The organism is Kiloniella majae (assembly GCF_002118315.1).
In the GTDB taxonomy this organism is placed as follows: Bacteria; Pseudomonadota; Alphaproteobacteria; order Kiloniellales; family Kiloniellaceae; genus Kiloniella; species Kiloniella majae.
Window position 1 is genome coordinate 86,856 of the sequence record NZ_MTSZ01000009.1, and the last position, 24,101, is coordinate 110,956.

19 protein-coding genes are annotated in these 24,101 nt (G+C 43.2%); 13 read left to right on the plus strand and 6 right to left on the minus strand.

From position 1 onward, the window contains the following. Positions 1-49: 49 nt before the first annotated feature. Entirely contained in the window at positions 50-208 is a 159-nt protein-coding gene (locus BKB51_RS20780; RefSeq protein ID WP_158090284.1) for a hypothetical protein, read from the minus strand. A 236-nt stretch (positions 209-444) separates the two neighbouring features. Between BKB51_RS20780 and BKB51_RS18910 the strand changes: the two genes are divergently transcribed. From BKB51_RS18910 to BKB51_RS18935, 6 genes are all read left to right on the plus strand, one after another. Next, positions 445-1,344: a ribokinase gene (locus BKB51_RS18910; protein ID WP_085902679.1), complete on the plus strand. Its 900-nt coding sequence runs from the start codon at positions 445-447 to the stop codon at positions 1,342-1,344. 1 nt (position 1,345) lies between these two features. Beyond that, entirely contained in the window at positions 1,346-2,299 is a 954-nt protein-coding gene (locus tag BKB51_RS18915) for a nucleoside hydrolase (RefSeq protein WP_085902680.1), read from the plus strand. A 201-nt stretch (positions 2,300-2,500) separates the two neighbouring features. Beyond that, entirely contained in the window at positions 2,501-5,272 is a 2,772-nt protein-coding gene (locus BKB51_RS18920) for a xanthine dehydrogenase family protein molybdopterin-binding subunit (protein ID WP_085902681.1), read from the plus strand. Continuing rightward, the gene (locus BKB51_RS18925; RefSeq protein ID WP_085902682.1) at positions 5,265-5,780 is read left to right on the plus strand and encodes a (2Fe-2S)-binding protein; all 516 of its coding nucleotides are present in this window, start codon (positions 5,265-5,267) and stop codon (positions 5,778-5,780) included. The genes BKB51_RS18920 and BKB51_RS18925 overlap by 8 nt, the downstream gene beginning before the upstream one ends. Beyond that, positions 5,780-6,784, plus strand: a complete 1,005-nt coding sequence (locus BKB51_RS18930; protein ID WP_085902683.1) for a hypothetical protein — start codon at positions 5,780-5,782, stop codon at positions 6,782-6,784. Before BKB51_RS18925 ends, BKB51_RS18930 begins: the two co-directional genes overlap by 1 nt. 184 nt (positions 6,785-6,968) lie before the next feature. Then, on the plus strand, positions 6,969-8,531 hold the full coding sequence (locus BKB51_RS18935) for an alkaline phosphatase family protein (protein ID WP_085902684.1): 1,563 nt from the start codon (positions 6,969-6,971) through the stop codon (positions 8,529-8,531). A gap of 87 nt (positions 8,532-8,618) precedes the next feature. Here the strand turns inward: BKB51_RS18935 and BKB51_RS18940 are convergent, their stop codons facing one another. After that, a complete protein-coding gene (locus tag BKB51_RS18940; RefSeq protein WP_085902685.1) occupies positions 8,619-10,982 on the minus strand; it encodes a methyl-accepting chemotaxis protein in 2,364 nt (787 codons plus the stop codon). A 494-nt stretch (positions 10,983-11,476) separates the two neighbouring features. On the opposite strand from BKB51_RS18940, the gene BKB51_RS21150 reads away from it, so the two are divergent. Together BKB51_RS21150 and BKB51_RS18950 are read left to right on the plus strand one after the other, a co-directional pair. Then, positions 11,477-13,072, plus strand: a complete 1,596-nt coding sequence (locus BKB51_RS21150) for a M23 family metallopeptidase (RefSeq protein WP_085902686.1) — start codon at positions 11,477-11,479, stop codon at positions 13,070-13,072. Further along, complete coding sequence (locus tag BKB51_RS18950; RefSeq protein ID WP_085902687.1) at positions 13,053-13,727, plus strand: bactofilin family protein; 675 nt, start codon at positions 13,053-13,055, stop codon at positions 13,725-13,727. Before BKB51_RS21150 ends, BKB51_RS18950 begins: the two co-directional genes overlap by 20 nt. Here BKB51_RS18950 and BKB51_RS18955 read toward each other — a convergent pair. The 3 genes from BKB51_RS18955 to BKB51_RS18965 all read right to left on the minus strand — a co-directional run bounded on the left by BKB51_RS18955 (position 13,724) and on the right by BKB51_RS18965 (position 17,599). Further along, on the minus strand, positions 13,724-14,707 hold the full coding sequence (locus tag BKB51_RS18955) for a threonine ammonia-lyase (RefSeq protein ID WP_085902688.1): 984 nt from the start codon (positions 14,705-14,707) through the stop codon (positions 13,724-13,726). The two genes, BKB51_RS18950 and BKB51_RS18955, sit on opposite strands and share 4 nt — an antisense overlap. A gap of 20 nt (positions 14,708-14,727) precedes the next feature. Beyond that, positions 14,728-15,411 (minus strand): haloacid dehalogenase type II, encoded by a 684-nt coding sequence (locus BKB51_RS18960; protein ID WP_085902689.1) that lies wholly within the window; start codon positions 15,409-15,411, stop codon positions 14,728-14,730. A gap of 118 nt (positions 15,412-15,529) precedes the next feature. Further along, the gene (locus tag BKB51_RS18965) at positions 15,530-17,599 is read right to left on the minus strand and encodes a lytic transglycosylase domain-containing protein (RefSeq protein WP_085902690.1); all 2,070 of its coding nucleotides are present in this window, start codon (positions 17,597-17,599) and stop codon (positions 15,530-15,532) included. Positions 17,600-17,850: 251 nt separating this feature from the next. On the opposite strand from BKB51_RS18965, the gene dapA reads away from it, so the two are divergent. Together dapA and smpB are read left to right on the plus strand one after the other, a co-directional pair. Beyond that, positions 17,851-18,744, plus strand: coding sequence for a 4-hydroxy-tetrahydrodipicolinate synthase (dapA, locus tag BKB51_RS18970; protein ID WP_085902691.1), 894 nt, complete (start codon positions 17,851-17,853; stop codon positions 18,742-18,744). Between the two features lie 4 nt (positions 18,745-18,748). Continuing rightward, positions 18,749-19,237 carry an SsrA-binding protein SmpB gene (smpB, locus tag BKB51_RS18975; protein WP_085902692.1) on the plus strand — a complete coding sequence of 163 codons (489 nt, stop codon included), beginning with the start codon at positions 18,749-18,751 and terminating at the stop codon, positions 19,235-19,237. Positions 19,238-19,323: 86 nt separating this feature from the next. Here the strand turns inward: smpB and BKB51_RS18980 are convergent, their stop codons facing one another. Next, positions 19,324-19,980 (minus strand): LabA-like NYN domain-containing protein, encoded by a 657-nt coding sequence (locus BKB51_RS18980; protein WP_085902693.1) that lies wholly within the window; start codon positions 19,978-19,980, stop codon positions 19,324-19,326. A gap of 400 nt (positions 19,981-20,380) precedes the next feature. Between BKB51_RS18980 and BKB51_RS18985 the strand changes: the two genes are divergently transcribed. From BKB51_RS18985 to BKB51_RS18995, 3 genes are read left to right on the plus strand one after another with little or no spacing between them, the layout of a single operon-like run. Further along, positions 20,381-20,836 (plus strand): (2Fe-2S)-binding protein, encoded by a 456-nt coding sequence (locus BKB51_RS18985; protein WP_085902694.1) that lies wholly within the window; start codon positions 20,381-20,383, stop codon positions 20,834-20,836. A 20-nt stretch (positions 20,837-20,856) separates the two neighbouring features. After that, a complete protein-coding gene (locus BKB51_RS18990) occupies positions 20,857-23,049 on the plus strand; it encodes a xanthine dehydrogenase family protein molybdopterin-binding subunit (protein ID WP_245813307.1) in 2,193 nt (730 codons plus the stop codon). 59 nt (positions 23,050-23,108) lie between these two features. Next, positions 23,109-24,071, plus strand: a complete 963-nt coding sequence (locus BKB51_RS18995; RefSeq protein WP_125911882.1) for a helix-turn-helix transcriptional regulator — start codon at positions 23,109-23,111, stop codon at positions 24,069-24,071. Positions 24,072-24,101: the final 30 nt, after the last annotated feature.

A 24,101-nucleotide genomic window follows, 5' to 3' on the forward strand; every position in this document is an offset into this window, starting at 1 on the left:
CTTTTTATCCAAAGAAAATAATCAAAATCAGGGAGTTTTTTTATTTTGATTATTGAGGGGATCCTCTGGATAAGCCTCTGTTTTCATTGGATAGGGCTTGCCCGATTGTCATAACAATATAGGGAGCAAGGATCTTTGCACGTGCAATCAATCGAAAAGCACCAACACCATAGAAAAGGGCTGTTTTTATACGGTGATATAGTTTCATCGCGTGTAACCCTTGGTTAAAGTGTTTATGAAAATAGTTTCATTTGAAATTATATTAACAAGCAATTTAATAGTCAAGAATAACCGGGATGCTTGCGACAGTATTTTTCAATAATATTTGCCGATAATTTCGTCGTGTGATGATCAAAAAATTTACCAACCAGAAAATTATTGTCTGACTTTTATGGACCTGTGTATGATCAGCTAACTTTAGACTTATCTGCCAGAAAGAATTTCGTGAAACACAATACAATTATGAACATTGGTTCTATAAACGTCGATCACGTTTATCGTGTTCCTTATTTCGTAAAGCCGGGCGAAACCTTGCCAAGTAAGTCCTATCAACGGGTCTTGGGCGGAAAGGGTGCGAACCAGTCTGTTGCCCTTGCCAGAGCGGGTGAAAACGTAAAACATATTGGTGTCATCGGTGATGACCACACTTGGATTATTGAAGAACTGCAATCTTCAAAAGTTGATACATCGTCCATTGAGGTTGGGTCTGTTGCAACAGGGCATGCCTTAATTCAAGTCGATGATAATGCGGAAAATTGCATTCTACTATTTTCTGGCGCGAATCATGAACTCGATATCAATAGCTTATCAGATAAGTTAACTGGATTTGAAAAGGGGGGGTGGGTCCTTTTTCAAAATGAAATGCCAAATCTGAACCAGATGATTTCTTTGGTAAAGGAGATGGGGGCTCGGGTTGCGGTTAATCCTGCCCCTTTTGATGATGCGGCAAAAGCAATTGATTATGACCTGGTGGACCTGTTGATTGTAAATGATCTGGAAGCAGAAGAGCTTGCTAAAACAAAGGGGCACGGAGATCTAGGAAAACTTGCTGAACTTTGCCCGGTTGTGATTATAACCAGAGGTACACAAGGCGCTATTTGCTATTCTGGAGATGAAACGATTGAAGTTCCGGCGTTTAAAGTTGATGCGGTTGATACAACAGGTGCCGGAGATACATTTGTCGGGTATGTGTTATCTTCTGTTGTACAAGAATTACCGTTAAAAGAAGCCATGCAACGCGCCAGCGCAGCCTCTGCGCTGGCTGTGACAAAAGCAGGAGCTTCCGTTGCTATTCCTACCTCGGCGGAGGTCGATCAATTTTTAAATACGATGAGTGCTTTATAAAATGAAAAATCCTGTAATTTTTGATACAGATCCTGGGATTGATGATGCTTTTGCAATACATCATGCTCTTTACCATCCAGAGATTAATTTGATTGGTCTTACAACCGTTTTTGGAAACGTGTCGGTAGAAACCGCCGCCAAGAATGCAAAAATTCTGGTGGAGATGGCTGGTCAGGACATTCCCGTTTTTCAAGGCGCTTCAGGGCCACTTGTCGCGCCGCACAAGGGGTTTCCCGACTTTATTCATGGGGCTGATGGTTTTGGAGATATTAATTTACCAGACCCTAAAGGCAGTATTGAAAAAACATTTGCCCCACAGTTCATTATTGATTCTGTACGCCAACAGCCCGGCGAAGTGACAATTATTGCTGTCGGACCTTTGACGAACTTGGCAATGGCGCTGCGTATGGCGCCAGATATTGCCCCGTTGGTTAAGGAAGTCATTATTATGGGCGGTGCGGCAAAAGAATATGGTAATGTTTCTGCCGTTGCTGAAGCCAATATATTCAACGATCCCCATGCCGCCGATATTGTATTTCGTGCTGACTGGCCCATGGTTATGGCCGGGCTTGATGTTACTCATCAAGTTATTCTTCACAGAAAAGAAGCCGAAGAACTTGCGCAAAAAGTACCCAGAATTGGAGGCTTCTTGCTTGATGCAGCTGATTTATATTTCAAATTCTATAATGGTGCATTTGGAATTGACGGGTGCTACTTCCATGATCCCTGTGCAACAGCGTACTATGTAAATCCAGAGCTTTTTGGAGCAATTGATGCAGCTGTGCGTGTAAGTTGTGAGGGGCCAGCTTTCGGGCAAACCTTGATTAAACCCAAAGGACACCCCGGACCGTCAACAGAGTGGGATGGTTGTCGTAATCACAAGATCTTAATGCAAGTTAAGGGTGCGGCAACAAAAGATGAAGTTTTAGGAACCATAGCCCAATTTGCAGACTAAAATTTGTCGGCAAATTTCTTTTATTATTATTCTACCTAACCAAAGGCGCTATCAAAATTGATGGCGCTTTTGTCTGTTCTCTTAATGAGGGAAAAATAATTACAAAACTTTACCAAGAATAAACCATTGGAATGCTTCACTGTGAACTCGAAAGTGAGAGGCAATTTAAATTGCCCATAATCTTTTCTCAGGGGAGAATTCATGAAAAATACCGCGTTTTCTATGACGCGTCGAAGTTTCATTAAAACCGTAGCAGGGGTGTCATTTACCATAAACATGATACCCGTAACAGAATTGCTTGCGGATGAAACGGACGAGATAACATCCTTAAATAGTGGCGATTGGTCAAAAGCGCCCGGAAAAGCCCGGTATCGAGTTGATGGACTGGTAAAGGTTACAGGGCAGAAGGTTTTTGCCCGGGACTATCATGCATGGAACCTACCCGGATGGCCAAAAGAAGAACGGCCAGTGATGATTGTTCGGGCAACTGATGTTAACAATCCATTTGAAGGCCTTGACCTGTCATTAATTCCTGATAAGTCGCAACCTGATGAAATACTCTATGGAGAAAAGATAACTAAAGAAGTTCTGCGGCCAAATAAGTTACAAGATCAGGCTGAGCCAGAAAACCAACCTGTAATACAGGACGTCAAAGTTAAACGGCCGAGTGCATTGACTTGGCCCTTTATTGTCTCAAAGGGTGAACGAGCAAGTTTTTACGGTCAGCCTGTGGCCTTTTTAATTTTTAAAGATAACAGAAATTATAGAGCGGCAAAAAAAGCAATACAGTTTAACTCTGATTTCGTGGTTTATGATAAAAAGCCGAGTAACAAGCCTGTATTTCCATTTAATCCTCTGACAAATTATGTCCGTGTCGCATCTGATGAAAAAGGTAAAGATGTTTTCTCATATGCTCAAAATGGGGATGATAAAAACTATTCTGAAAAAGCTTTTGTGCATCGGACACGCATTCAGGAACAAATGGCTTCAGGGAAATGGAAAACCTATGACGCCAGTTGCTCTATGCAGGCAATGGATCCCATGTTTATGGAGCCAGAGAATGGGCTGGGTTGGTACGATTCCAAGAATGAAACACTAAATTTATTGGTTGGCACACAATCTCCTGACGGGGATATGAATGACGTGCTTGAAATGTTTACCGGTGATAACCCCGCCGTTAAGGTCAAGACGGTCAACATTATCTCTTGTTATCCCGGAGGTGGTTTTGGTGGGCGAGACAGCTCGGTCTTTACCTTAAACCTTGCGATTGCCGCTGCTTATGCCGCAGGAAAACCAATACGGTTGGCTTATGATCGCTTTGAGCAATTTCAGGCGGGATTAAAACGCCACGCTTGTGAATTGACTGAAAGCCTATCCGTAGATGATCAAGGTAAAATTCAAGCTCTGAATGTCATGATGTCTTTTGATGGCGGCGGACGTGAAAACCTGAGTCCATGGGTTGCTCAACTTGCCGGGTTATGCGCAGGTGGATCGTACAGCATTCCGCGGGCTGCGATTAACTCCAATGCGATGTATTCAAAAAATATTTCTGGCGGTTCGCAACGAGGTTTTGGTGGCCCTCAGGCCTTTTTTGCCATTGAAACCCTTCTTGACGAAGTCGCAAAAGATAATAATTGGGATCCCATAGAACTGAGACGTAAAAACACCCTTGATGAAGGTGAAAATACTGTCGTTGGTGGCCCTATAACCGAAAAATTACGTCTACACGAAATTCTGGATAAATCAGAAGATCATGATATCTGGCGAGATCAGAAAAGAGACAAAGAGCGGTGGCGCAAGGAAGGACTGTTGTATGGCGTTGGTTTTGCAATGTCCATGCAAGCCTTTGGAACCTCTGGTGATGGACTTATTGGTTATGTTGAACTTGATCGTTCTGGTCGACTGACTGTGAAAACAAATGCAGTTGATATGGGTAACGGGTCGGCAACAACCCTTGCTGTTTCAACTGCCGATCATTTGGGTCGTAATGCATCGTCAATTGATATGGGGAACCCTGATCTCTATCCAGTCCTTAAAATGAGTTCAGACAAAAAAGGGTCTTGGAAAGAACCTGGCTGGACAGCTAATGGTGTAGGATCGTCCAGTGCCTGCCTAACCGCATTTCATCAAGTACATGCCATAAATCAGGCTTCAAAAGTTCTTTTTGATACGGCAATTGTTCCTGTTGCCCGCGAAATACTGGGATTACCAGATATTCCCGCGGCTGATTTTATCTGGAAAGATGAGCGACTATACGTAAAAGATCGTGACTTACCGCCAATCCCAATGGATATCATTGCAGATGTGATACATCGTACTGGTCGTATCAAAGGTGCCCTTGTGCATGCTTATTTTCAGGAAATTTGGGTGAAAGCCGATTTTGATGTGAAAGGCACGATCCATAACTGGGAAATAGATGGTTTAGCTGTTTATTCAGCGGGGCAAAGCAACCCTGAAATCATTCGTCGCGAAGTCAATACTGGTGTTTACCCATCAGCAGCTTCATCCCGTTATTCCAGAACAACCTTTGCCCCTTGTGGGAATATCATTGGTTTAACAGTTGATCCTGTTTCTGGAGAAGCCGTTGTCCGTAAGTCTTTATCAGTGCTTAATGCAGGCAAGATTATCACCGAAGAATTGGTGTCAGGACAAAGCCAGGGCGGCGTTGCCATGGCCATTGGGTACAGTTTACTCGAAGATATGCCACCGGGATTGGGTGGTCCTGCAGATGGTGATTGGAATCTCAATCAATATTCCGTCCCTCGTGCGGGTGACGTCGCGCTTGAGGGACAAGAACTAATCACACTTGATCCTCTCAAGCATGACAAAACCGGCAAAGGTATCGCAGAGGCTGTGATGTGTTCTGTAGCACCTGCAATATCAAATGCTTTGTATGATGCAACGGGGGTTCGGTTCCGTGACCTTCCCATAACAGCAGAAAAAATTCGTAAGGGGATGGATAAAAATGGCTGATATCTCTTTTTCCGTAAACGGTAAAGCTGTTCACGCCTCTCAAGACGAGGCTGACTTGCCGCTCATTGATTTCTTACAAGAAGATTTAAACCTGACGGGCACAAAGTTTTGTTGTGGTATTGGTGTCTGTCATGCCTGCACTGTATCTGTCCGGCGACAACCCGGGGCACCATCAGAACCAATGATTGCCTGTTCAACACCTTTATCATCTTTATCCGGTGTCGAAGTCTATACAGTAGAAAGTGTTGCCGAGGGTGGTAAATTACATCCCTTACAGCAAGAATTTCTGGATCATTTTTCTTTTCAGTGTGGCTACTGTACCCCCGGTTTTTTAATGGCTGCGATGACGTTATGGGATCGATTAACGGATAACCCGATCCCAAGATCTTCTTTGGATAAAGTTGTTGATGATGCCTTGAAAGATCATATCTGCAGATGCACGGGATATATACGCTATTACGAGGCGGTTAAAGCTGCCATTCTCAAACAACCGGGGATGGTGGCGTGATGAAAAAACTTCTTAAAAGCCTTTCTGGAGCATCTCTTCTTTTACTTCTAAGCTGTACGCCAAGCGAACAGCCGAAACAGCAAGAAGAAGGACAAGATCTTGCTTCCTATGGAAACATGTGTGCCGAAGCGATAAGAGATCTTCCTGCATTTAACTGTCAGGCTGGAACCATGATACCGATCACGGTTGATGGCGGGAAAACACCAAAAGAATATTACCCTAATATGGATTGTGATCGCCCTTCATTGTTACCGCTGGGAAAAGATGCAGATGGTCAATGCGTTCCTTATTCGCGCGTACTTGATTTATCTGAAGGGGATAATCAGGTCGCGGTCCTTTGCAGGCAAAAGAAAATTAGGACGGCAAGCAGCATCTATTATGATGAAATCGATGTTGTAGCCCATTCGGCAAAAGATGGCAGCACTTGTTGGTTCCAGGCCACGGGTTCAAACGGACTTCCCATTGATGGGTCCTTAGTACCATCACCGATGAAAAAAGCTCCCTTTGAGGATTATGAAGAAGCCAAACAGTTCTGGAATACACCTAAAGAAGTGTCAGACGACGGTTGCGGAAATTGCCATGATAATGACCCCTTCATGTACAGTCCCTTTATTGGTCAGGTGTGGGAGGAAGTTCCGACAGATCCGGAAGGGTGGTATAAGCATTTGGGACGTGATTTTCAAAAGTGGCAACCAATTTCTTTGAGCACCCGCGACAATCCGTGTGTTGGTTGTCATCGCCTTGGTGTTGATTTTACGAGTGGTCAGGCTACGGAAGAGGCCGTGGGAATGGTGGATATTCCAAATGCCAATACCTGGGCACAAACCTATCCTGCGTCACATTTCATGCCTGTTGGCAACTTTCATTCCGAAGCACAGTGGAATGTGATCTATGCCAAGTCAGTGTCTGAAATTCTCAGCTGTCATGAAGCTTATCACGAAGGTGACAAAGATGAATTGGCAAAGTTAGGCTGTGTGCTTGACCCCATAGGTGGTAAACCTTGATGTGAAAAAGCCCCGCTGAGTAGTGGGGCTTTTTTTATACGGGATATTTTCTTTGTATCAGTTATAAAAATTTCATTGTTGTGGCTTGGTCATAAAGGGCAAAGTGGATCTATACTTGTCTAGAGAACAAGCTTTTAAATAAGAAAATAATGCCAATCGCCAATCCGTTTGCTTCGGTGAAAACATGACTGATAAGAAAATTAGAAACATCCTGCTTATTTCCGTTGATCAATGGCGGGGAGAATGCCTGTCATCTGCCGGACACATGGTGCAAACACCCAATCTGGATAAATTGGCGTCAGACGGCCTGGCTTTTAGAAAGCACTATACGCAGTGTGTTCCTTGTGGCCCTTCCAGAACATCGCTGTTAACGTCAATGTACGCGATGAACCATCGTCATGTGTCAAATGGAACGCCATTGGATGCAAGTTTTACCAATATTGCTTTAGAAGCACGTAAAAAGGGCTATGAGCCAACACTCTATGGCTATACGGACACACCCGTAGATCCCAGAGGACGTGATCAAAACGATCCTGATTTAAAAACCTATTGTGGGGTAATGCCCGGCTTTAAGATTGGATCGTTGGTTAGTGAGGAAATGGCAGTTGACTGGTTCGGCGAACTGGAAGCCAAAGGATATCAGCTCCCTGAGAACCAGTTTGATATTACAATCGGTCAAAATGACTATCCGGGTGTCGAAGAAAGGGGGGTGAGCTTTGCGCCTCCTGCCTATGACAAAGACAGCAGCGATACGGCTTTTATCGCTGATAAGCTTATCAACTATATAAATATACACAAAGACCCCTGGTTTCTTCATGGTGTTTTCTTGAGGCCGCATCCTCCTTTGTTTGCGCCAGAACCTTACAACACAATGTATAATCCTGACGATATCGAAATGCCACATCGTTCAGAGAATGTTGAAGCCGAGAAAACGCAACATCCCTATTTAGCATTTGCATTGGATAACATGGCCAAAGTTGGTGCTTATATGGGGCATGAAGAAAATGTTCGCGACCTTCCTGATCATGAAATCAAGCAAATGAGAGCCGCTTATTATGGCTTGATTTCCGAGGTTGATGATCAGATAGGACGCGTTATTCAGGCCCTTAAAGATGCTGATCAGTATGATAAGACACTTATTATATTTACCTCTGACCATGCGGAACAGCTTGGTGATCACTGGCTGTGGGGAAAACTCGGTTATTTTGATGAGAGTTGCCATATTCCCCTGATCATTAGAGATCCCAGAGAAGAGGCAAATGCCACACGAGGGCAGGTGATTGATCGTCATTTTACAGAAGCGGTTGATATTATGCCGACCGTTCTCGAATTGATGGAAATGAAGCCCCCCATGCAGTGTGACGGGCACTCTCTAGGGCCATTCATTGAAGGAAGAAAGCCCAATAAGTGGCGAGGGGAGGTTCACTGGGAAGTGGATTTTCGTGATTTGAAGACGCTCAAAGCAGAAGAGAAATTCGGCTTAACAAGTGATCAATGCGTGATGACAATCATTCGGGATGATAATTATAAGTATGTTCACTTTACAACTCTTCCGCCTCTTTTGTTTGATTTGAAAAACGATCCGGATGAAGTTTTTAACCTTGCTGAAGATCCTGACTACACCACCATCGTATTATCTTATGCCCAAAAGATGCTCAGTTGGCGTCAGAACTATGTTGCCCGACGCATGAGCCATATTCAACTGACGTCTGATGGTATTTTAGAGCGAGAATATAATAGAATCTAAACCAGACAACGAGCTTAACCGAGCATAAAGAAGGCGATGATCAAGTAAATCATCGCCTTCTTATTTGGAATATATTTACAGCTTTTACTATCCTGCCTGATCCAAATGTTTTTGATATTCGGATAGGCGTTCACTTAGTTTTTCCGCTTCCTCGGCAAGTTCTTTGGATGTACCGAGAAGACTCTGTGCGGAACTACCGGTATTAATTGACTGCTGATGCACGTCGTTTACCAGGTCAACAATCTGTCGTGATCCCTGGGCCATGCTTTCAATGTTTTGGGCAATTTCACCAGCAGCTCGATCCTGTTCGTTAATAGAATCAGATATCTTGTTCTGAGTTTCTCCAACCTGCTGCATAACGGTATCAATTGATTCCATTTTGTCTGTTGTTGCCTGGGCATGAACCTGTAGTTCTTTGATCATTGCTGCAACCTGATCTGTCGCAGAAGCAGTTTGTTCAGCAAGGGCCTTCACTTCTGATGCCACAACACCAAATCCTCGACCAGCTTCGCCAGCTCTTGCTGCCTCAATTGTCGCATTCATGGCCAGAATTTTGGTTTGATTGGTAATTGTCGTGATCAACTCGTTAATCTGGTTAATCTTGTCACTGGAGTTACGTAGTTGGGTTACCGTTTCAGATGCCTGTGTTAGATGGCTTAAGGCTTCGGTTGACGTGCTTCTCGCGTGATCAGATTCAGTATTAATTGTTCTGATGTCGAGTGACATTGTTTCTGTTGTCTGTGTAACGCCCTGCGCAGAATCATAGCCACTTTGCGCAAGTTGTTGTGTGTTTTCTGCCTGTGAGGTAACTGTCTGTGATTGTGTGTTCAAAGACGTCGATGTTTCTTCAACATTTTTAGACAGGGCGCTGACACGGTCAGCAACACGCTGAACACTGCTGATCAATTCACTTGCGGCTTGCTTGTTGCTCTCGCGATCTGTCACATCCAGCCAGGTCAGCATACATGCTTTGAATTCACCAGCATTATCCATCACAGCAGATGCAGACACCTCCAGTTGACGGCCTTGGAATACAACCAAACGCGTCATAGGCAAGTTTTCCGGTGCGGTCAGCTCGTTAAATTCTGTTTCATCAAGCTGAAAGAAGTTACCAGTTGTTCCTGTTAAGTCGCTTTCAGTGTTTTCATCTGTGTTTTCTGGGCTTATAAAGCCTCTGGCTTTGAGGTTTGCAAAAGAAAGCGTGCCTTCAAGATCAATCATTACCGTAGACATGGGGCTTGTTTCCACCATGTTTTGCAGTTGAAAGACCTGGGCGACACTATTACTGAGTTGATCCAATGCGGTTGCCATGGTTCTGAATTCATCTGGCCCCACAGTTGGCGGGGTAATATCAACTTCGCCTTCACTGATGGATGTCATGGCTTTTGCAAAGGCTTTGAGTTTACCAAACACGGCAAAACGGAGCATGAGGAAGGCAACAAGCCAGGTTGTCAGGAAAACGCCCGCCAGAACTTTAATTGCATCCTCGGTTAATTGTTGAGATCCCTCTGCAAAGTCACTCACATCACGTACCAGGGTCGCTTTGGCCCAAACGGTGTCGTGAGTTCCCATAATAGTAGCTGTGATATAGGCTGTTGATCCATCAAGTCTTAGGCCGTCTTCTAATGTTCGGCTATCAACTGGTGTTTCCGCTTCTGTCGCTTCCGAGGCTTCACCTTCTTCGTTTTCAGTAGGGGCTTCGTTTTCAGTAGAAGGATTTTCTGTTTCAGTTACCTGTTCAGTAGCTTCGCCCGCTTCAGATTTTTCATGGCTATGTTCCTGAAAAGCGAACCCTGTTTCACTTGAGGGATCATAGATTGTTACATCTGCCCCCAATGTTTCACTAATTCCTTCAAGATATTGCATTGGGTCTGTGACCAACTCTACAAAACCTGCAACTCTAAAGCCCCCGATAGGGAAAACCGTAGAATGTACAGGGCGTCCATTGGGATCGGACCAGATATAAGAAATTGGTTTACGTTTTTCTTTTTTGTCTCTGGCTTTCAGCTCTTCCAATATCGTTGCATTATCGGTGATACGCCCATCCTGTGAAGAGGTAATTAAATCCATATCCGGAGTGTAAAAGTGCGTGGAAATGAGAGTAATTTCACCCGTTTGGATTTCTTTATTATCACGGTACCACTTGTCAAACGTAGCAATTTCTTCAGGATTATTGGCCTTCATTGCCTTTACAAGGTGCGCATATCTGGCCCAATCCGAGCCAAGGGTATTTAGCTTGGGTTCATACTTTTGAATGACACGTTCAAGTACCATGAGCTGGAATTGCGTCGTGCTTTCTTTTTGTAATGTATCAAGTGAAAAGTTTTTGTATTTTTCAAAGGACCAGAACTGGGCCGCTACAATTGCAGCAGAGGCTAAAAGGCCAATCAAAAGAAGAATTTTACGTAAAGTCCATATCGTGGACTTTTGGTGGTCCCCCGACCCAAGCATGATTTTTATCCCTATATACCGTTATGCGATGCATTTATTTTTTCCTATGCAAATTTGTTCATACAAGTGTTGCGATATCGTAAATAAAATGACTTTTATTCAATCTTCGCTCTATTTCGTATGTAATGGGCTTAAGGGGTCGTACTTCTGTATTTTTAAACGCGATCCTTTAAGATCTTTCGGCACAAAATTTACCGGACCGATACCCAAAGTTATTTTTTAAGTTAAATTTTAGTATTATTTTTCTGTTAACCTTTTAATATCATAATGTTTTTTGGTATTTTTGGTAAAGGATTTTGCCGCCTTTATAACCAGTAGGAACATCGAAATGCTTCCTGTTGTACAGACAAATATAAATTGCTCGCGGTTTCTCTTTGAAAGAAGTGAAATCATGATGTATAAATTCGCCCAGAATTATTTGCCATCCCATGCACAAAATTTCCAACACAGGTTATTTTGTCGAGATACAGACAAGAAGGTAAGAGGGGGGAAGAATGGACGTGCATGAGTTTGCGCGAAAAGCAAAGCTTAAAGTTGACCAAGTATTTGCTCAGCGTGAAATCCATATCCGTTCTCATGATCAGGTAAAGTTTATTCGCCTGACACCACGGTTACAGAAAACCATCGCGACAAGTGTCTTGGCTTTAACTGGGTGGATTGCCTTCTCTTCAGGGACAATGTTCTATACAGAACAAAGACTTACCCAAAAAGATACGATCATTGAAGAACAAAAACTCAACTATTTTGACCTGCTACAGCAGGTTGGTGAATACCACACGCAATTCTCTAAAATCACAAAAGATCTCCAGGAAAATCAAGATCAGCTTATCAGTTTGTTAGATGGTGATGAAGTTGACACTGATGAAAGTACTAAAGTTGTTAACCTTAAAAACTCAGAGAACGAGCGTGCACGTGTCGCGTTGGCTCGACAGGTTTTGGAAGACAAGCTTGATCAATTCGAAGATGATCTGGAAACAATAGCTGGACAGAGTGAAGCGCTTGAAACTCAGGCAAAACAACTTCGACAGGTCTTGGCAACATCAGAGGAAGAAAGATTTAAATCTGCTGAAGCAGGGAAAATGCTTGGTGGCAAACTTCTCAAACTTCAAGACGAGCTAGAGGCTGTTACCCTGGCAAAAGAAAAGCTGGAAAGTAATAAGATTACAATTCTGGCTAATGTCGAAAATCTGGAATCAGAAATTGTAAGTCTCAAAGGGCAGATTGCTGAAAAAGATGAACTCTTTGAAGAGCAACAAGCTCAAATGGATTCTTTAATGGAAGCAAGAAGGGTAGCAGATAAATCGTCCCAAGAAGCCAGAGACAAACTTTTTGAGCAGGTTTCTATCCTCGAAATGTATCGCGAAAATAACGAGGGTCTGGAAAACGAAGTTGATCAACTGCAGAATTCTTTAATCGAAGTTTCTAATATCCAACGCGAGCTTGTCGATCGTTTAACCGAGCGATCTAAATACAGTCTAGGGGTTATTGAAAAAACCGTAGAGATGACGGGCCTTAATCTGGATACCCTACTTGGATCTGAAGACTTGGACACAGGTCAGGGCGGTCCGTATATTCCTGTTGATGAAATCCAGGAAAGCGCCGATTTTGAAGCTTCGGTTAATATGCTTGATATGCAGTTAACACGTTGGGAAACACTTCAAGACGTTGTCGCAAAGTTACCGCTGACAACACCAATTGATCAGTATCGCATTACCAGTTCATTTGGAAAACGCCGTGACCCTGTGACAGGTAAAACGTCTGTACACAATGGCCTTGATATGGCTGCTCCGATGAAGTCATCTGTTTACGCGCCTGCACCAGGTAAGGTCGTTTATGCCGGTTGGAGAGGGCGTTATGGTCGATTGGTCGAAATTGATCATGGTAATGGTATCCGTACGCGTTACGGACATCTAAGAAAATTGCTTGTAAAACAAGGTCAGGAAGTTTCTCACCGGGAAAAGATTGCTCTTCTTGGGAATTCTGGACGGAGTACAGGGCCTCACGTTCATTATGAAGTTCTATATAACAACAAGCCCGTAGATCCCCGTAAATTTATTTTGGCAGGTAGACATGTTTTCAAAGTCCAGTAAAACAAACACAAAAGTTGCCACTACAACAGATAGTCCTAAAAAAATTGCTCCTTCGGGGATACCTTCTATTTTGAGTCCTGATTTAAACCTTGTTGGTGATTTGACCTCTACTGGCGACCTGCAGATAGACGGTAATGTGCAGGGTGATGTTATTTGCCGCGCTGTAACTATTGGTGAAAAAGCTGTTGTAACCGGCTCGGTAAAAGCAGATGAAGTCCGGGTCTGCGGCATGGTTAGCGGTCAGCTAAATGCCGATACCATTACACTGGCAAGCACGGCAAAGGTTGTCGGGGACATTCTGCACAAATCAATAGCCATTGAAGCTGGTGCACAGGTGGAAGGTCAGTTCAGACGTATTTCAGACAAGCCAGAGCCAGCAACAAATTCTTCTGTTAGCGCGCTTTCAGAAGCGGAAACAGCAAAGATTCCATCACCCACTGCTGTAAATAGTGGTCCTGTAAGTGCTGTGGAAGCTGCGTCAACATCATCTTCCGCTTCTCAATCAACGGCCTCATCTAGCCCTGTGACTGGTACGTCGCCATCTGCAACGCCCCTGACAGAAGTTAAATCAACCGAAGTTAAGCCTGAAGAAAAAGCGGACGAAAAGAAATCCAGCATTTACGGAGCTTCTTCATCGTGGAATAGCTCTAACTAGCTTTCCAGACACATTTTAAAGATTGAAGGGTCAACGTTTCCCCCGGACAGGGTAAGAGCGATGGCCTTTTTCTTTGTTGAAAGCTTGTTGTGCAGAACTGCAGCCAAAGCTACTGCTCCACCAGGCTCTACAACAAGTTTAAGTGTTTTAAAGGCAAACTTAACTGCGGCTTTTACCTCTTCATCTGTAACAACAAGACCTTGTTCCAATAACTCATTGCAAAGCGCAAAGGGTATATTGCCCGGAGTAGGGGTTAAGACAGCATCACAAATAGATCTGGCATTCGGATCATTGCTCACACGCTTTCCTGCTTCCAACGATCTGGACATATCGTCAAACCCCAGAGGTTCTGCAGAATAGATTTTAGTGTTTGGGGATTTCTCTTTAACCGAAAGTGCAATACCTGCTGTCAAACCACCGCCACCAAAGCAGGAAACCATTGCGTCTGGAATTACACCTTTACATGACAACTGTTCGATAATTTCTGCGCCGCAAGTACCTTGGCCAGCAATAATAAGTGGATGATCATACGGGGGGATTAACAAGGCGTCTGTAGAATTTACAATATCAGCGCCAATTTCTTCCCGATCTTCTTTGAAGCGATCGTAAAGAACAACCTTTGCCCCATAAGAGCGTGTGTTTTCGATTTTGATTTCCGGGGCATCACTCGGCATTATTATTGTGGCTTTGGCGTTAAGCAATTTGGATGCATACGCTACGCCTTGCGCATGGTTTCCCGATGAGAATGTAAGCAGACCTTGTTCTTTTTGCTTCGCAGATAGCGTACTGATGAAGTTATACGCCCCTCTGAATTTGAAGGAACCGGTATGTTGAAGAACTTCAGCCTTTAGAAAAATCCGTCCACCCGTAATGCGGTTTAATTCGGCATTTTCTATAAGCGGTGTATAGATTGCTTTTTCGTTTAGGTTCTCCCGGGCTTCACAAATATCGTCGTAAGTCGGAAGTGCTATGGGGGGCATTGTAAATAATTCCAAAAATATTAGTTGTTAGGCTGATAGAGTTGACTGAGTTCGGAAAGACTATCAATTATAAATTCAGGCTTGCCCGGTAAAATTTCTGGTGGACGCTTAAAACGATTGATCCAAGCTACTCTAAAGCCAAAATGATTTGCACCGGCGACATCCCAGGCATTTGCAGAAACAAACAAAATCTCTTCTGGCTGACACTTAACGTAATCAGTTGCCAATTTATATACTTGCGGGCTTGGCTTGTAGATCCCTACATCGTCAATAGAAATAGCTTTATCGAGAAAGGGTTGGAGATCTGAATTCTCCAAAGATTTATCCAGCATTTCCTGAGACCCGTTACTCAATACAAGAGAAGCGTGCTTGTATTTATTTATTTCTTTTAATGTACTTAGGGCATCTTGATAAGCTGTTAGCTCAAGATATAACGACATCAACTGCGCGTGCAAATCTTGATCTTCCATATCATGATATTTCAGGGCATAGGTCAGAGCATCTGCGGTTACATTCCAAAAATCACTATGTGATTCCATCAGGCTGCGCAGCCAGGAATATTCCAATTGTTTTGTGCGCCAGATATCCGAAATGCCTTGCGCATTAGGGCCAAGCTCTCGTGATAGTTTATGAACAGCTGAATGGACATCCAATAGAGTGCCATAAGCATCAAAAACAAATGCCTTAATATCACGTTGCGTCATGTTTGATTACCATGCAAAAAGTTAGCAGAAGAATGTGCTAAAATGGGGCGAAAACAAAGTACAGTAAAATATAGTCTGTCATTAGGTCACAGGATTGATGAATATAGCTTAGATATAATCACCCTCCTGAGTTTGTATGTCCCCACAAGGAAAAGGGGAGGTTACCTGTAATCGCTGTGTTGTTCTGTTTTAGTTTACTACGATATATAACATGGCTTTCCAATATACGCTGGACATAGTTCCTTGTTTCATTAAAAGGAATTTGTTCCATCCAGTCGATAATATTTACATTGGAATGTCTAGGGTCACCATAATCTTTCACCCATTTACGGACACGGTGAGGGCCTGCATTGTAGCCCGCCAGTGCCATAACATACGATCCATCAAAAGATCCGATCAGATCAGATAAATAGGCCGTACCAAGCTGTATGTTATAAGTGGGATCATCCGTTAACTGGCGTTTCTTATAGGATAGCTTTTCTTTTTTTGCGACAGATTTAGCCGTAGCGGGCATCAATTGCATTAAACCACGTGCGCCAGCATGACTTATGGCTTTGTGATTAAACTCGCTTTCTTGTCTGATGAGGGCAAGGACAAGGGCGGGCTCTGCATTGGAACCTTTGATCGCATCTATTTGCATTTCTGGATAAAGAAGATCCGGTAACAAAATACCTTTTTGACGCGCTGATTTTGCCGTTCTCAACGCGATATTCGGGTGAGAGACTTTATTGGCAAGTTCAGCTGCCAAGATATGATCTTCATCCGTCTGAGCATCCAGTCGAAGACGAGTCAGAAAAGTTATAACCAGCTTGTCTTCCCCCAATTGATCAAGGAGCTTTATCGTACGTACAATTTTTTTGTCACTAAAGGCTGCCTTTTGTGCTGCATCAATTTTCTTGTGCACGATGTTTATCGCAGGCTCTTGCCCAAGTTCATAGCTTGCCTGTTGGCCATAAAAAGTTGTTTGGTGTGTCGCGGCAAGGTTATACCAACGGGTCGCCCAATCGTCGTGACCTATATCTTTTGCGGCGCGCCCGGCCCAATAGGACGCTCTTGCCTTGCTGATCGGGGATTTGACGCCATTATAAAGATGGTGAAAATGGGTGTAGGCCCGACGAGGCATAGATAGTTTTCTGAGGGCTATCCAGCCAGCCAGGAATTCACCTTCAGCAAAGCCAACGCCCTGTGTCAGGCCATGACCAGATGCAATGCGATAGGCTTTTTCATGGTCTTTTTGTACAAGGACCTTTCTTGCGGCCCAATGTCGAATTGGCCACCACTTATCAGCTTGTCTGGCCGTCGGTATTGGTGGATCAAGAAGCTCAATGGTTTCTTGATTTTTATTTGCCCGTAAACGCCATCGCGCCCGTGCATAGATCAAGGCAGGATCTTTTTTTAATTCTGCGGAGACTTGATTGATCAAACCATCGACATTTCCCTTGTCTGTAAGTAAGGCTATTCGGGCTTTTGCCAGGTTCTGATGATCTTTGGATACTCTTGGTAATTGTCTTTGCGCCGCGACAAAATGCTTGTTCCAGATCAAGGTATCAAGGCGATCAATATGATTTTGAGCTGTGATAATATACTTGTATTTGTTGATAAATTTCTTTTCGTCAGTTTTTCCTAAATACTGTTCTATCCAGAATTTTTTTATCGACGTCGCTGACTTTTCTTTTTTCCCAGTGGCATCAAGCGCAGAAACATACCGCGTCAAACCATTATAACTTCTGGGGGCGCGATCCTTAAACCATTCTAGAACTTGTTGGTTCGTTAGCGTACCGGGAAGGACTTTCTCTGCATTTCGGGTGAGATTTGCCTGTCTTGGCCAGTTAAGTGGATCGTCCGTAAAGATAGAAAGTGCTTGAAAATCGCTTGTTGATCCATCTTTGGAATAGATCATCCAAAGCGCAATGTCTTGCATAAGAGGTTCTTGGATCTTTTGAGCTTGGGCAAGAGCACGCGTATATTGTTTTTGGGATACATGCTGAGAAACCGATTTGAAAATGGCCTTATCGGTCATAAAATCTTTAGTTTCTATCGTAGTATTTGCTTCTGCCTGTCCTATGAATAAGGGGAAGGACAGAGATGTCGATGTTTCCTGAAGTAAATTAATACTCCCAAGAATTCCGATTATCCCGATTACTTTTAAAGAATTTGTTTTCCGAAGCCGGCGCGTAATTTCAAACATGTTCAAACCTTAACAGTCACTCGCAGTCCTGACCACATAAGGATGATCACAAAATAGACAACAGCGATTCTATCGTTAAATCTGCATATATTTAGCCATATATTTACCAAGGATATCCCTTAACTATTAAAGAAATAACACCGAACCCTTTATTTAGCCTTTTCGCAATGCAAATCTGTCGCTATTCTCCGCCTTTCATTAAGGCATTCGGCCCTTTTGACAACGAAACGATGATATTTTGAGGTATCGCTATGACCGGCCCGCTTTTTAGAGGCTCTTTTCCTGCTCTCGCAACTCCCATGCTTGAAAATGGTGATGTTGACGAGAAACGGTTTCAGAACTTCGTACAGTGGCAGATCGATCAAGGGAGCCACGCGGTATGCCCCGTCGGAACTACGGGGGAATCGCCAACCCTAGGTCACGACGAACATAAACGTGTAACAGAACTTTGTCTTGAAGTTGCAAAGGGCAAGGTGCCAGTTATTGCTGGTGCCGGTTCAAACTCCACGCGTGAGGCAATTGATTTCACCCGTCATGCACAGGAAGTTGGTGCTGATGCGGCGCTTGTTGTAACACCATACTATAATAAGCCGTCCCAAGAAGGGCTCTATCAGCATTTCAAAGCTATTCACGACAACACTGATATTCCAATCATATTATATGATGTACCTGGGCGTAGTATTGTTAACATCGATGTTGATACCGTTAAGCGACTTTCAGAATTACCACGCATCCAGGGTATCAAAGATGCGACGGCTGATTTAGCCTTGCCTGTTCGAACACGGTTAGCCTGTGGTGATGATTTCATGCTTTTGAGCGGTGAAGATGCGACAATCGTGCCTTTCCTTTCTCTTGGTGGCCATGGATGTATTTCAGTAACGGCGAATATTGCCCCGAAACTTTGTTCAGAATTGCACGAAGCTTGGTGGGCAAGTGACTTTGAGAAGGTCAGCAAGATTAATGATCTGCTGACACCCCTTCACGAGGTTCTTTTTGTTGAATCAAGCCCTGGGCCTGTGAAATACGGGATGAATCTTCTTGGCTGGGGCGCAAATATGCTTCGTTTACCTTTGCTACCTGTAAGCAAAGAGACTGAAGATCGTGTTCGTGCAGCCATGGCGCATGCAGGCCTGATCGACGGTTAAGTTTATGGGTAAGTCAAAAAAGAAAAGTGCTTCGTCAGGCAAAGGCAATACGGTCGCGGTTAACCGCCGCGCCCGTTATGATTATAATATCGAAGACACTCTTGAGGCAGGCCTGGTTCTAACAGGAACAGAGGTGAAATCTCTTCGTACGGGGAAGGCATCTATACAAGAAGCCTATGCCAGTGAAGAAGAGGGCGAGTTCTTTTTGATTAATGCCAACATACCCGTTTATGAAGCTGCAAACCGCTTTAACCATGAACCTAAACGTCACAGAAAGTTACTTGTTCATCGTAAAGAACTGGCAAAGCTGATTGGTATGTGTCGCAGGGACGGATATACAATTGTCCCAATGTCTCTTTATTTCAATGATAGAGGCATTGCCAAAATTAATCTTGGTTTCGCCCGGGGTAAAAAGGCCGTCGACAAGCGTCATACAGAAAAAGAAAGAGATTGGAAGCGCCAACAGTCGCGAATTCTTAAAGATCGCGGGTAACGTTCCTCATCTTAATCAAGAAAAAGGCCATCTGATTAATATCAAGTGGCCTTTTTCTTTTTTACCGTTGAAGGGCAGTTGAGATATTAATCTCGGTCGTCCACTTCATCGTAATCGTCTTCATCGTCATAATATTCGTCATCATAATCATCTTCGTCGACGGGCTGATTATCCAGAGCCTGGATAGGATTAGGTGTAGCGGGACGATTGTCTGATACCTTGCGGCCAACTTCACTTTTGAGTTCTATCAAATCAAGGAAGATATCTGCCTGACGCCGTAGCTCATCGGCAATCATAGAAGGCTGGCTGCGAACTGTTGATACGACAGTTACCTTAACGCCTTTACGTTGAACCGCTTCAATAAGGCGGCGGAAGTCCCCATCGCCCGAGAAAAGGACGATATGTTCAATGTGCTCAGACATTTCCATGACATCAATTGCCAGCTCAATATCCATATTGCCTTTGATCTTTTTACGTCCAGCCGCATCGGTAAATTCTTTGGCTGGTTTGGTCACCATTGTGTAACCGTTGTAGTCGAGCCAATCAACAAGCGGACGTATCGGTGAGTATTCTTGATCTTCAATTAGGGCTGTATAATAGAAGGCACGAACGAGACTGCACTGTTCCGCAAATAATGATAGAAGCCTTTTGTAATCAATATCAAATCCCAGTGCGCGCGCGGTGGCGTATAAATTAGATCCGTCAATAAATAAGGCTACGCGTTCCTGAGGATAAAATTTCATTTTTAAATCCTTAAAAAAATATATTTAAATAACATTCAGAACATAAATTAACGGCGATTATACCGAGATATTTAAAAAGTAACAGATCCCGCGAAATTATATTCTTTTCTTATTGCCCTAAGCTTACTCTTTTTTGATCGCCTATCAACAATCAAATTAAAGTAAAAATACATTAAAAGGTAATTAAAATTATTATTTTAGCGATTTTCCAAAGCTATAAATACGACGTTCTAATTTAACAGGAATTACCCTGAAACTTACACTTTTCGCTTGTGGCTTATCTGCTTTCAAAAATTCAAAATGTAAATTGAATATCTTGTCGCCATTTTTGGATATTGGCGTGATTATCAAATTAATTCTCGTTTGTTTCACCTAGTTTACTCAAAACAGGAGATTAGGTATGAAAATCATCGTTAATAAAATCGATCTATCCGTCCCTGACCAATTAAAGAGCTTGTCGCTTTTAAATTATTTGCGGGATGTTCTTGGTTTAATGGGAACCAAATATGGTTGTGGGCAGGGGCTTTGTGGTGCCTGTACGGTACACTTGGATGGGCAAGCCGTTCGTTCCTGTCAGACCTTATTAGAAGAGATCGATGGACAGGCGGTCACAACAATTGAAGGGCTTTCTGTTAACGGATTACATCCTCTTCAAAAGGCATGGATCAGAAATGCTGTTCCGCAATGCGGATACTGTCAATCGGGTCAACTTATGTCAGCTTCAGCTCTTTTGAGGGAAAATAATCAACCATCAAAAGCTGAAATTAGAGAGGCTATGTCTGGAAATCTGTGTCGTTGCGGCACCTATCCCAAAATTGAAGCGGCAATTAATGAAGTCGTGCGAGGGAAAGAGTGATGGTTCATTCTCTAAAAGATATGTCTCTATCAAGGCGACGTTTTTTAAACGCGACAGGATGGTCAACGGTTGGCATCACCTTCCTGAGCTCCTGCAGTTCAATTTTACCTGCCTTACCCTCAACATCCGATCCTGTTGCTGAAAATGCGCTTTACTGGTTTCAGTTGTTGCCATTGGGCAAGGTTAAGTTCTTTTGCCCCAGAATAGAGATGGGGCAGGGGGTAACAATTGGACTTAGCCAAATCGTTGCCGAAGAGCTTAATGTTGATTTTACTGATGTAGAGTGCCTGACAGCTTCGACAGACCAGGTTCCCCCTTTTAAAATGACCGTTGGTTCAGAAGGGATTAACAAATTCTGGCAGCCTGTTGCCTACGGTGCAGCACACATGCGCGAAGCTTTAAGGGGACGGGCCAGTAATATTGCCGGGGTTGAAGCGGAAACTGTCAATGATGACAATAATGGATTCAAGCTTAGTGATGGTGACAAAATCTTTTATCGTGATTTGGTTTCGGACGAACCCTTCTTTCTTAAAGATACGGATATGGAAGAAAACCAGAATGTTGAATTATATTCCCTGCAAAACTCCAGAAAACATCATCATGTCGGGCATAATCGAATATCTTCTACGATGAAAAGTATTGTTACAGGAGCAGAGATCTATGCCCGTGATTTCAAAATACCTGATATGCTGTTTGGTCATTTTTTTCGACCTCCCGCATTGGGAGCAAATATCAAAAAGATCAATTTGAATAATATTGAGAATATAGAAGGCGTTATCAGAGTTGAAAAACAAATAGAAAAAAACGTGGTCGCTATTGTGGCAAAAGATCCGATTTCGTTACGTCTGGCGGTTAAAGAAATAAATGTTATTTGGCAATTGTCTCGAATTAATACAACGGAGTTGCTTGAGCGAATTGATGTAAATAAAGTTATAAAAAATAATGATTTAGAGCACATTCTTGTTAATAAAATTGATAATAAAGAGTTTGCCAGAAATTCAAAAGTTATAAAGTCCAGTTACTCTACCCCTTATATGGCACATGCGTCTATGGAGACCCGTGCTGCTACGGCATGGGTGCGGCAGGGCAAGGTTGAAATTTGGTGCGGAAGCCAGGACCCGTTTTTTGTACAAAACAGAGTTGCAAAACTCTTTGGTAATGACCTTCAGGATGTCGTCGTTCACTCGCTTCGTGTGGGGGGGGGATTTGGTGGACGAGTTCTATGTCAGCCCGCCGAGGAGGCTGCTTTACTTTCCAAGCTTGTTGGTAAGCCAGTGAAAGTGGAGTGGCAAAGAGAAGACGAGTTTCAAAATAACTATTTTCAACCGCCGTATTCTCATCTAATCGAGGCGAGCGTTCGATCAGACGGCAGTATAGATTATTGGCAACATGATTTTGCGTCTTCTCCAATTATCACTGGCCCTATTCCAAAATCGATAGCATGGGTGGTCGATAGTTTTAAAGCGGATGAAGGAACCGCCAGAGGAAGCCTTAATCCTTATAACATTACAAATCAGCGTGTTCGATACTCTGATATTAGAACAGAAGTGCCTATTGGTGCATGGCGCGGGTTGGGGTCAGCTCCAAATTGTTTTGCAATCGAAAGTATGATGGATGAACTAGCGCACAAAGTTGAGATTGATCCGTTAGATTTTCGTCTTCAAAACTTGTCATCAGATCATGTGCGTTTAAAAAATGTTCTGATAACCTTGGGGAAAATGATTTCTGGCCTTCAAAAAACTCATTTACCTGAAAAAGCTATAGAGCGAGACCATGGGTATGGCGTGGCCTGCTCAATTTATAAAAATCAAACGCCTGTTGCCGTTGCAGCCGAAGTCGATATAGATCATTCTGAACAAACTATTTTTATCCGTAAAATCAACTGTGTTCAGGATTGCGGGACTATTATCAATCCTCAACAAGTAGAAAGCCAGATAATGGGCAACCTTGTTTGGGGATGCAGTATGGCGATGAAAGAAAGAATAACTTTTGAGGAAGGGCGGGTTGTTGAAAATAATTTTGATGGATATCAGATTTTAAGGCATGACGAATGCCCTGAAATGTCTATTGAAATGATAAAATCTAAGCAACCAGCCACAGGCGTGGGAGAGGCCGCTTTGGCACCTGTGGCGGCGGCAGTTGCCAATGCTGTTTTTAATGCAACCGGTAAACGGGTTCGGAATTTGCCAATTACCTATGACGATTTGCTCTGAATGAAGCCTACTTTATTCTTAAGAGGAGGAGACACATTAAGAATTTTGCAAAAGCCAGCTTGAGTGTACTTGTTCAGGAGCAAATAAATTCTATCTATCCGGGATTATTGGCAATAACTGAGCAACCACTAGACCCTGTTCGTAATGCTTATGTTTCTGCGGATACGAAAAGAGAGCTTTTAAAAACGCTACTCGAGAAAGCCGGAGCCATCTCTCTGCTTTCTCTCGGACAAGCAATCAATACAATCGAATATGATCCTGTGTGGTATTATGCTTTACGGTCTCGAACACCTAAAATTCTATTTGATAAGTGGAACCGGTTTGAACGCTATGCGCATTCAACAAACAGATTAAGAATAGAAGAAAAATCAGATTACTCTGCCCTGTTTACGCGTTATGGCATAGAGGGACATCAACCAAGTACACCAGAGAACTTACTGATTTGCGGGATCATGATTGCCTTGCTTGAAATAATCGGCTGCCAAAACCTTGAATGTTATATGCAGGATGGAGAGGGGGATTGGCTTAAAGTAAGGGAAAAGTTGCAATTCACACTACCAAAAAACAACGGCATGTTGGCATGTGGATTGGACACAAGTCGTTGGCTTATTGCCTGGCATACAGTTATCCCACGCCAGATTGATCATGATAATTCTCAACCAGAGTTGAACTTAGAATTGCCTCCGATCAAGCCACTGCAAAACCGGGATAAGGTTAAAAGAGTAACTCGACATATCGCCAATGATATTAGCCGGATATGGAAGATTGAAGACGTTGCTTTTGAAATGGGGTATTCAATCCGTTCTCTACAGCGTCTTTTAACCCAGTCCAATCTAAATTTTTCGAAATTAATCAGACTCATTCGAATTCAATTCGCCTGTAATATGCTTTCCCATGAAAAGAGCTCTTTAACTGCGATCGCATTTTGCTTGGGGTTTTCTGATAGCGCCCATTTTAGCCGCGATTTTAAGGCTAGTATGGGGATCAGCCCTTCACAGTACCGGAAGTCGTTGTGCTCTTAGATTGTTACTAAATCATTCGGCTTTAAGTTT

Coding starts and splice junctions, on each gene's coding strand:
- BKB51_RS20780 (WP_158090284.1), bottom strand. CDS start 208: ATGAAACTATATCACCGTATAAAAACAGCCCTTTTCTATGGTGTTGGT.
- BKB51_RS18915 (WP_085902680.1), top strand. CDS start 1,346: ATGAAAAATCCTGTAATTTTTGATACAGATCCTGGGATTGATGATGCT.
- BKB51_RS18920 (WP_085902681.1), top strand. CDS start 2,501: ATGAAAAATACCGCGTTTTCTATGACGCGTCGAAGTTTCATTAAAACC.
- BKB51_RS18925 (WP_085902682.1), top strand. CDS start 5,265: ATGGCTGATATCTCTTTTTCCGTAAACGGTAAAGCTGTTCACGCCTCT.
- BKB51_RS18930 (WP_085902683.1), top strand. CDS start 5,780: ATGAAAAAACTTCTTAAAAGCCTTTCTGGAGCATCTCTTCTTTTACTT.
- BKB51_RS18935 (WP_085902684.1), top strand. CDS start 6,969: ATGACTGATAAGAAAATTAGAAACATCCTGCTTATTTCCGTTGATCAA.
- BKB51_RS18940 (WP_085902685.1), bottom strand. CDS start 10,982: ATGCTTGGGTCGGGGGACCACCAAAAGTCCACGATATGGACTTTACGT.
- BKB51_RS21150 (WP_085902686.1), top strand. CDS start 11,477: ATGGACGTGCATGAGTTTGCGCGAAAAGCAAAGCTTAAAGTTGACCAA.
- BKB51_RS18950 (WP_085902687.1), top strand. CDS start 13,053: ATGTTTTCAAAGTCCAGTAAAACAAACACAAAAGTTGCCACTACAACA.
- BKB51_RS18955 (WP_085902688.1), bottom strand. CDS start 14,707: ATGCCCCCCATAGCACTTCCGACTTACGACGATATTTGTGAAGCCCGG.
- BKB51_RS18960 (WP_085902689.1), bottom strand. CDS start 15,411: ATGACGCAACGTGATATTAAGGCATTTGTTTTTGATGCTTATGGCACT.
- BKB51_RS18965 (WP_085902690.1), bottom strand. CDS start 17,599: ATGTTTGAAATTACGCGCCGGCTTCGGAAAACAAATTCTTTAAAAGTA.
- dapA (WP_085902691.1), top strand. CDS start 17,851: ATGACCGGCCCGCTTTTTAGAGGCTCTTTTCCTGCTCTCGCAACTCCC.
- smpB (WP_085902692.1), top strand. CDS start 18,749: ATGGGTAAGTCAAAAAAGAAAAGTGCTTCGTCAGGCAAAGGCAATACG.
- BKB51_RS18980 (WP_085902693.1), bottom strand. CDS start 19,980: ATGAAATTTTATCCTCAGGAACGCGTAGCCTTATTTATTGACGGATCT.
- BKB51_RS18985 (WP_085902694.1), top strand. CDS start 20,381: ATGAAAATCATCGTTAATAAAATCGATCTATCCGTCCCTGACCAATTA.
- BKB51_RS18990 (WP_245813307.1), top strand. CDS start 20,857: ATGTCTCTATCAAGGCGACGTTTTTTAAACGCGACAGGATGGTCAACG.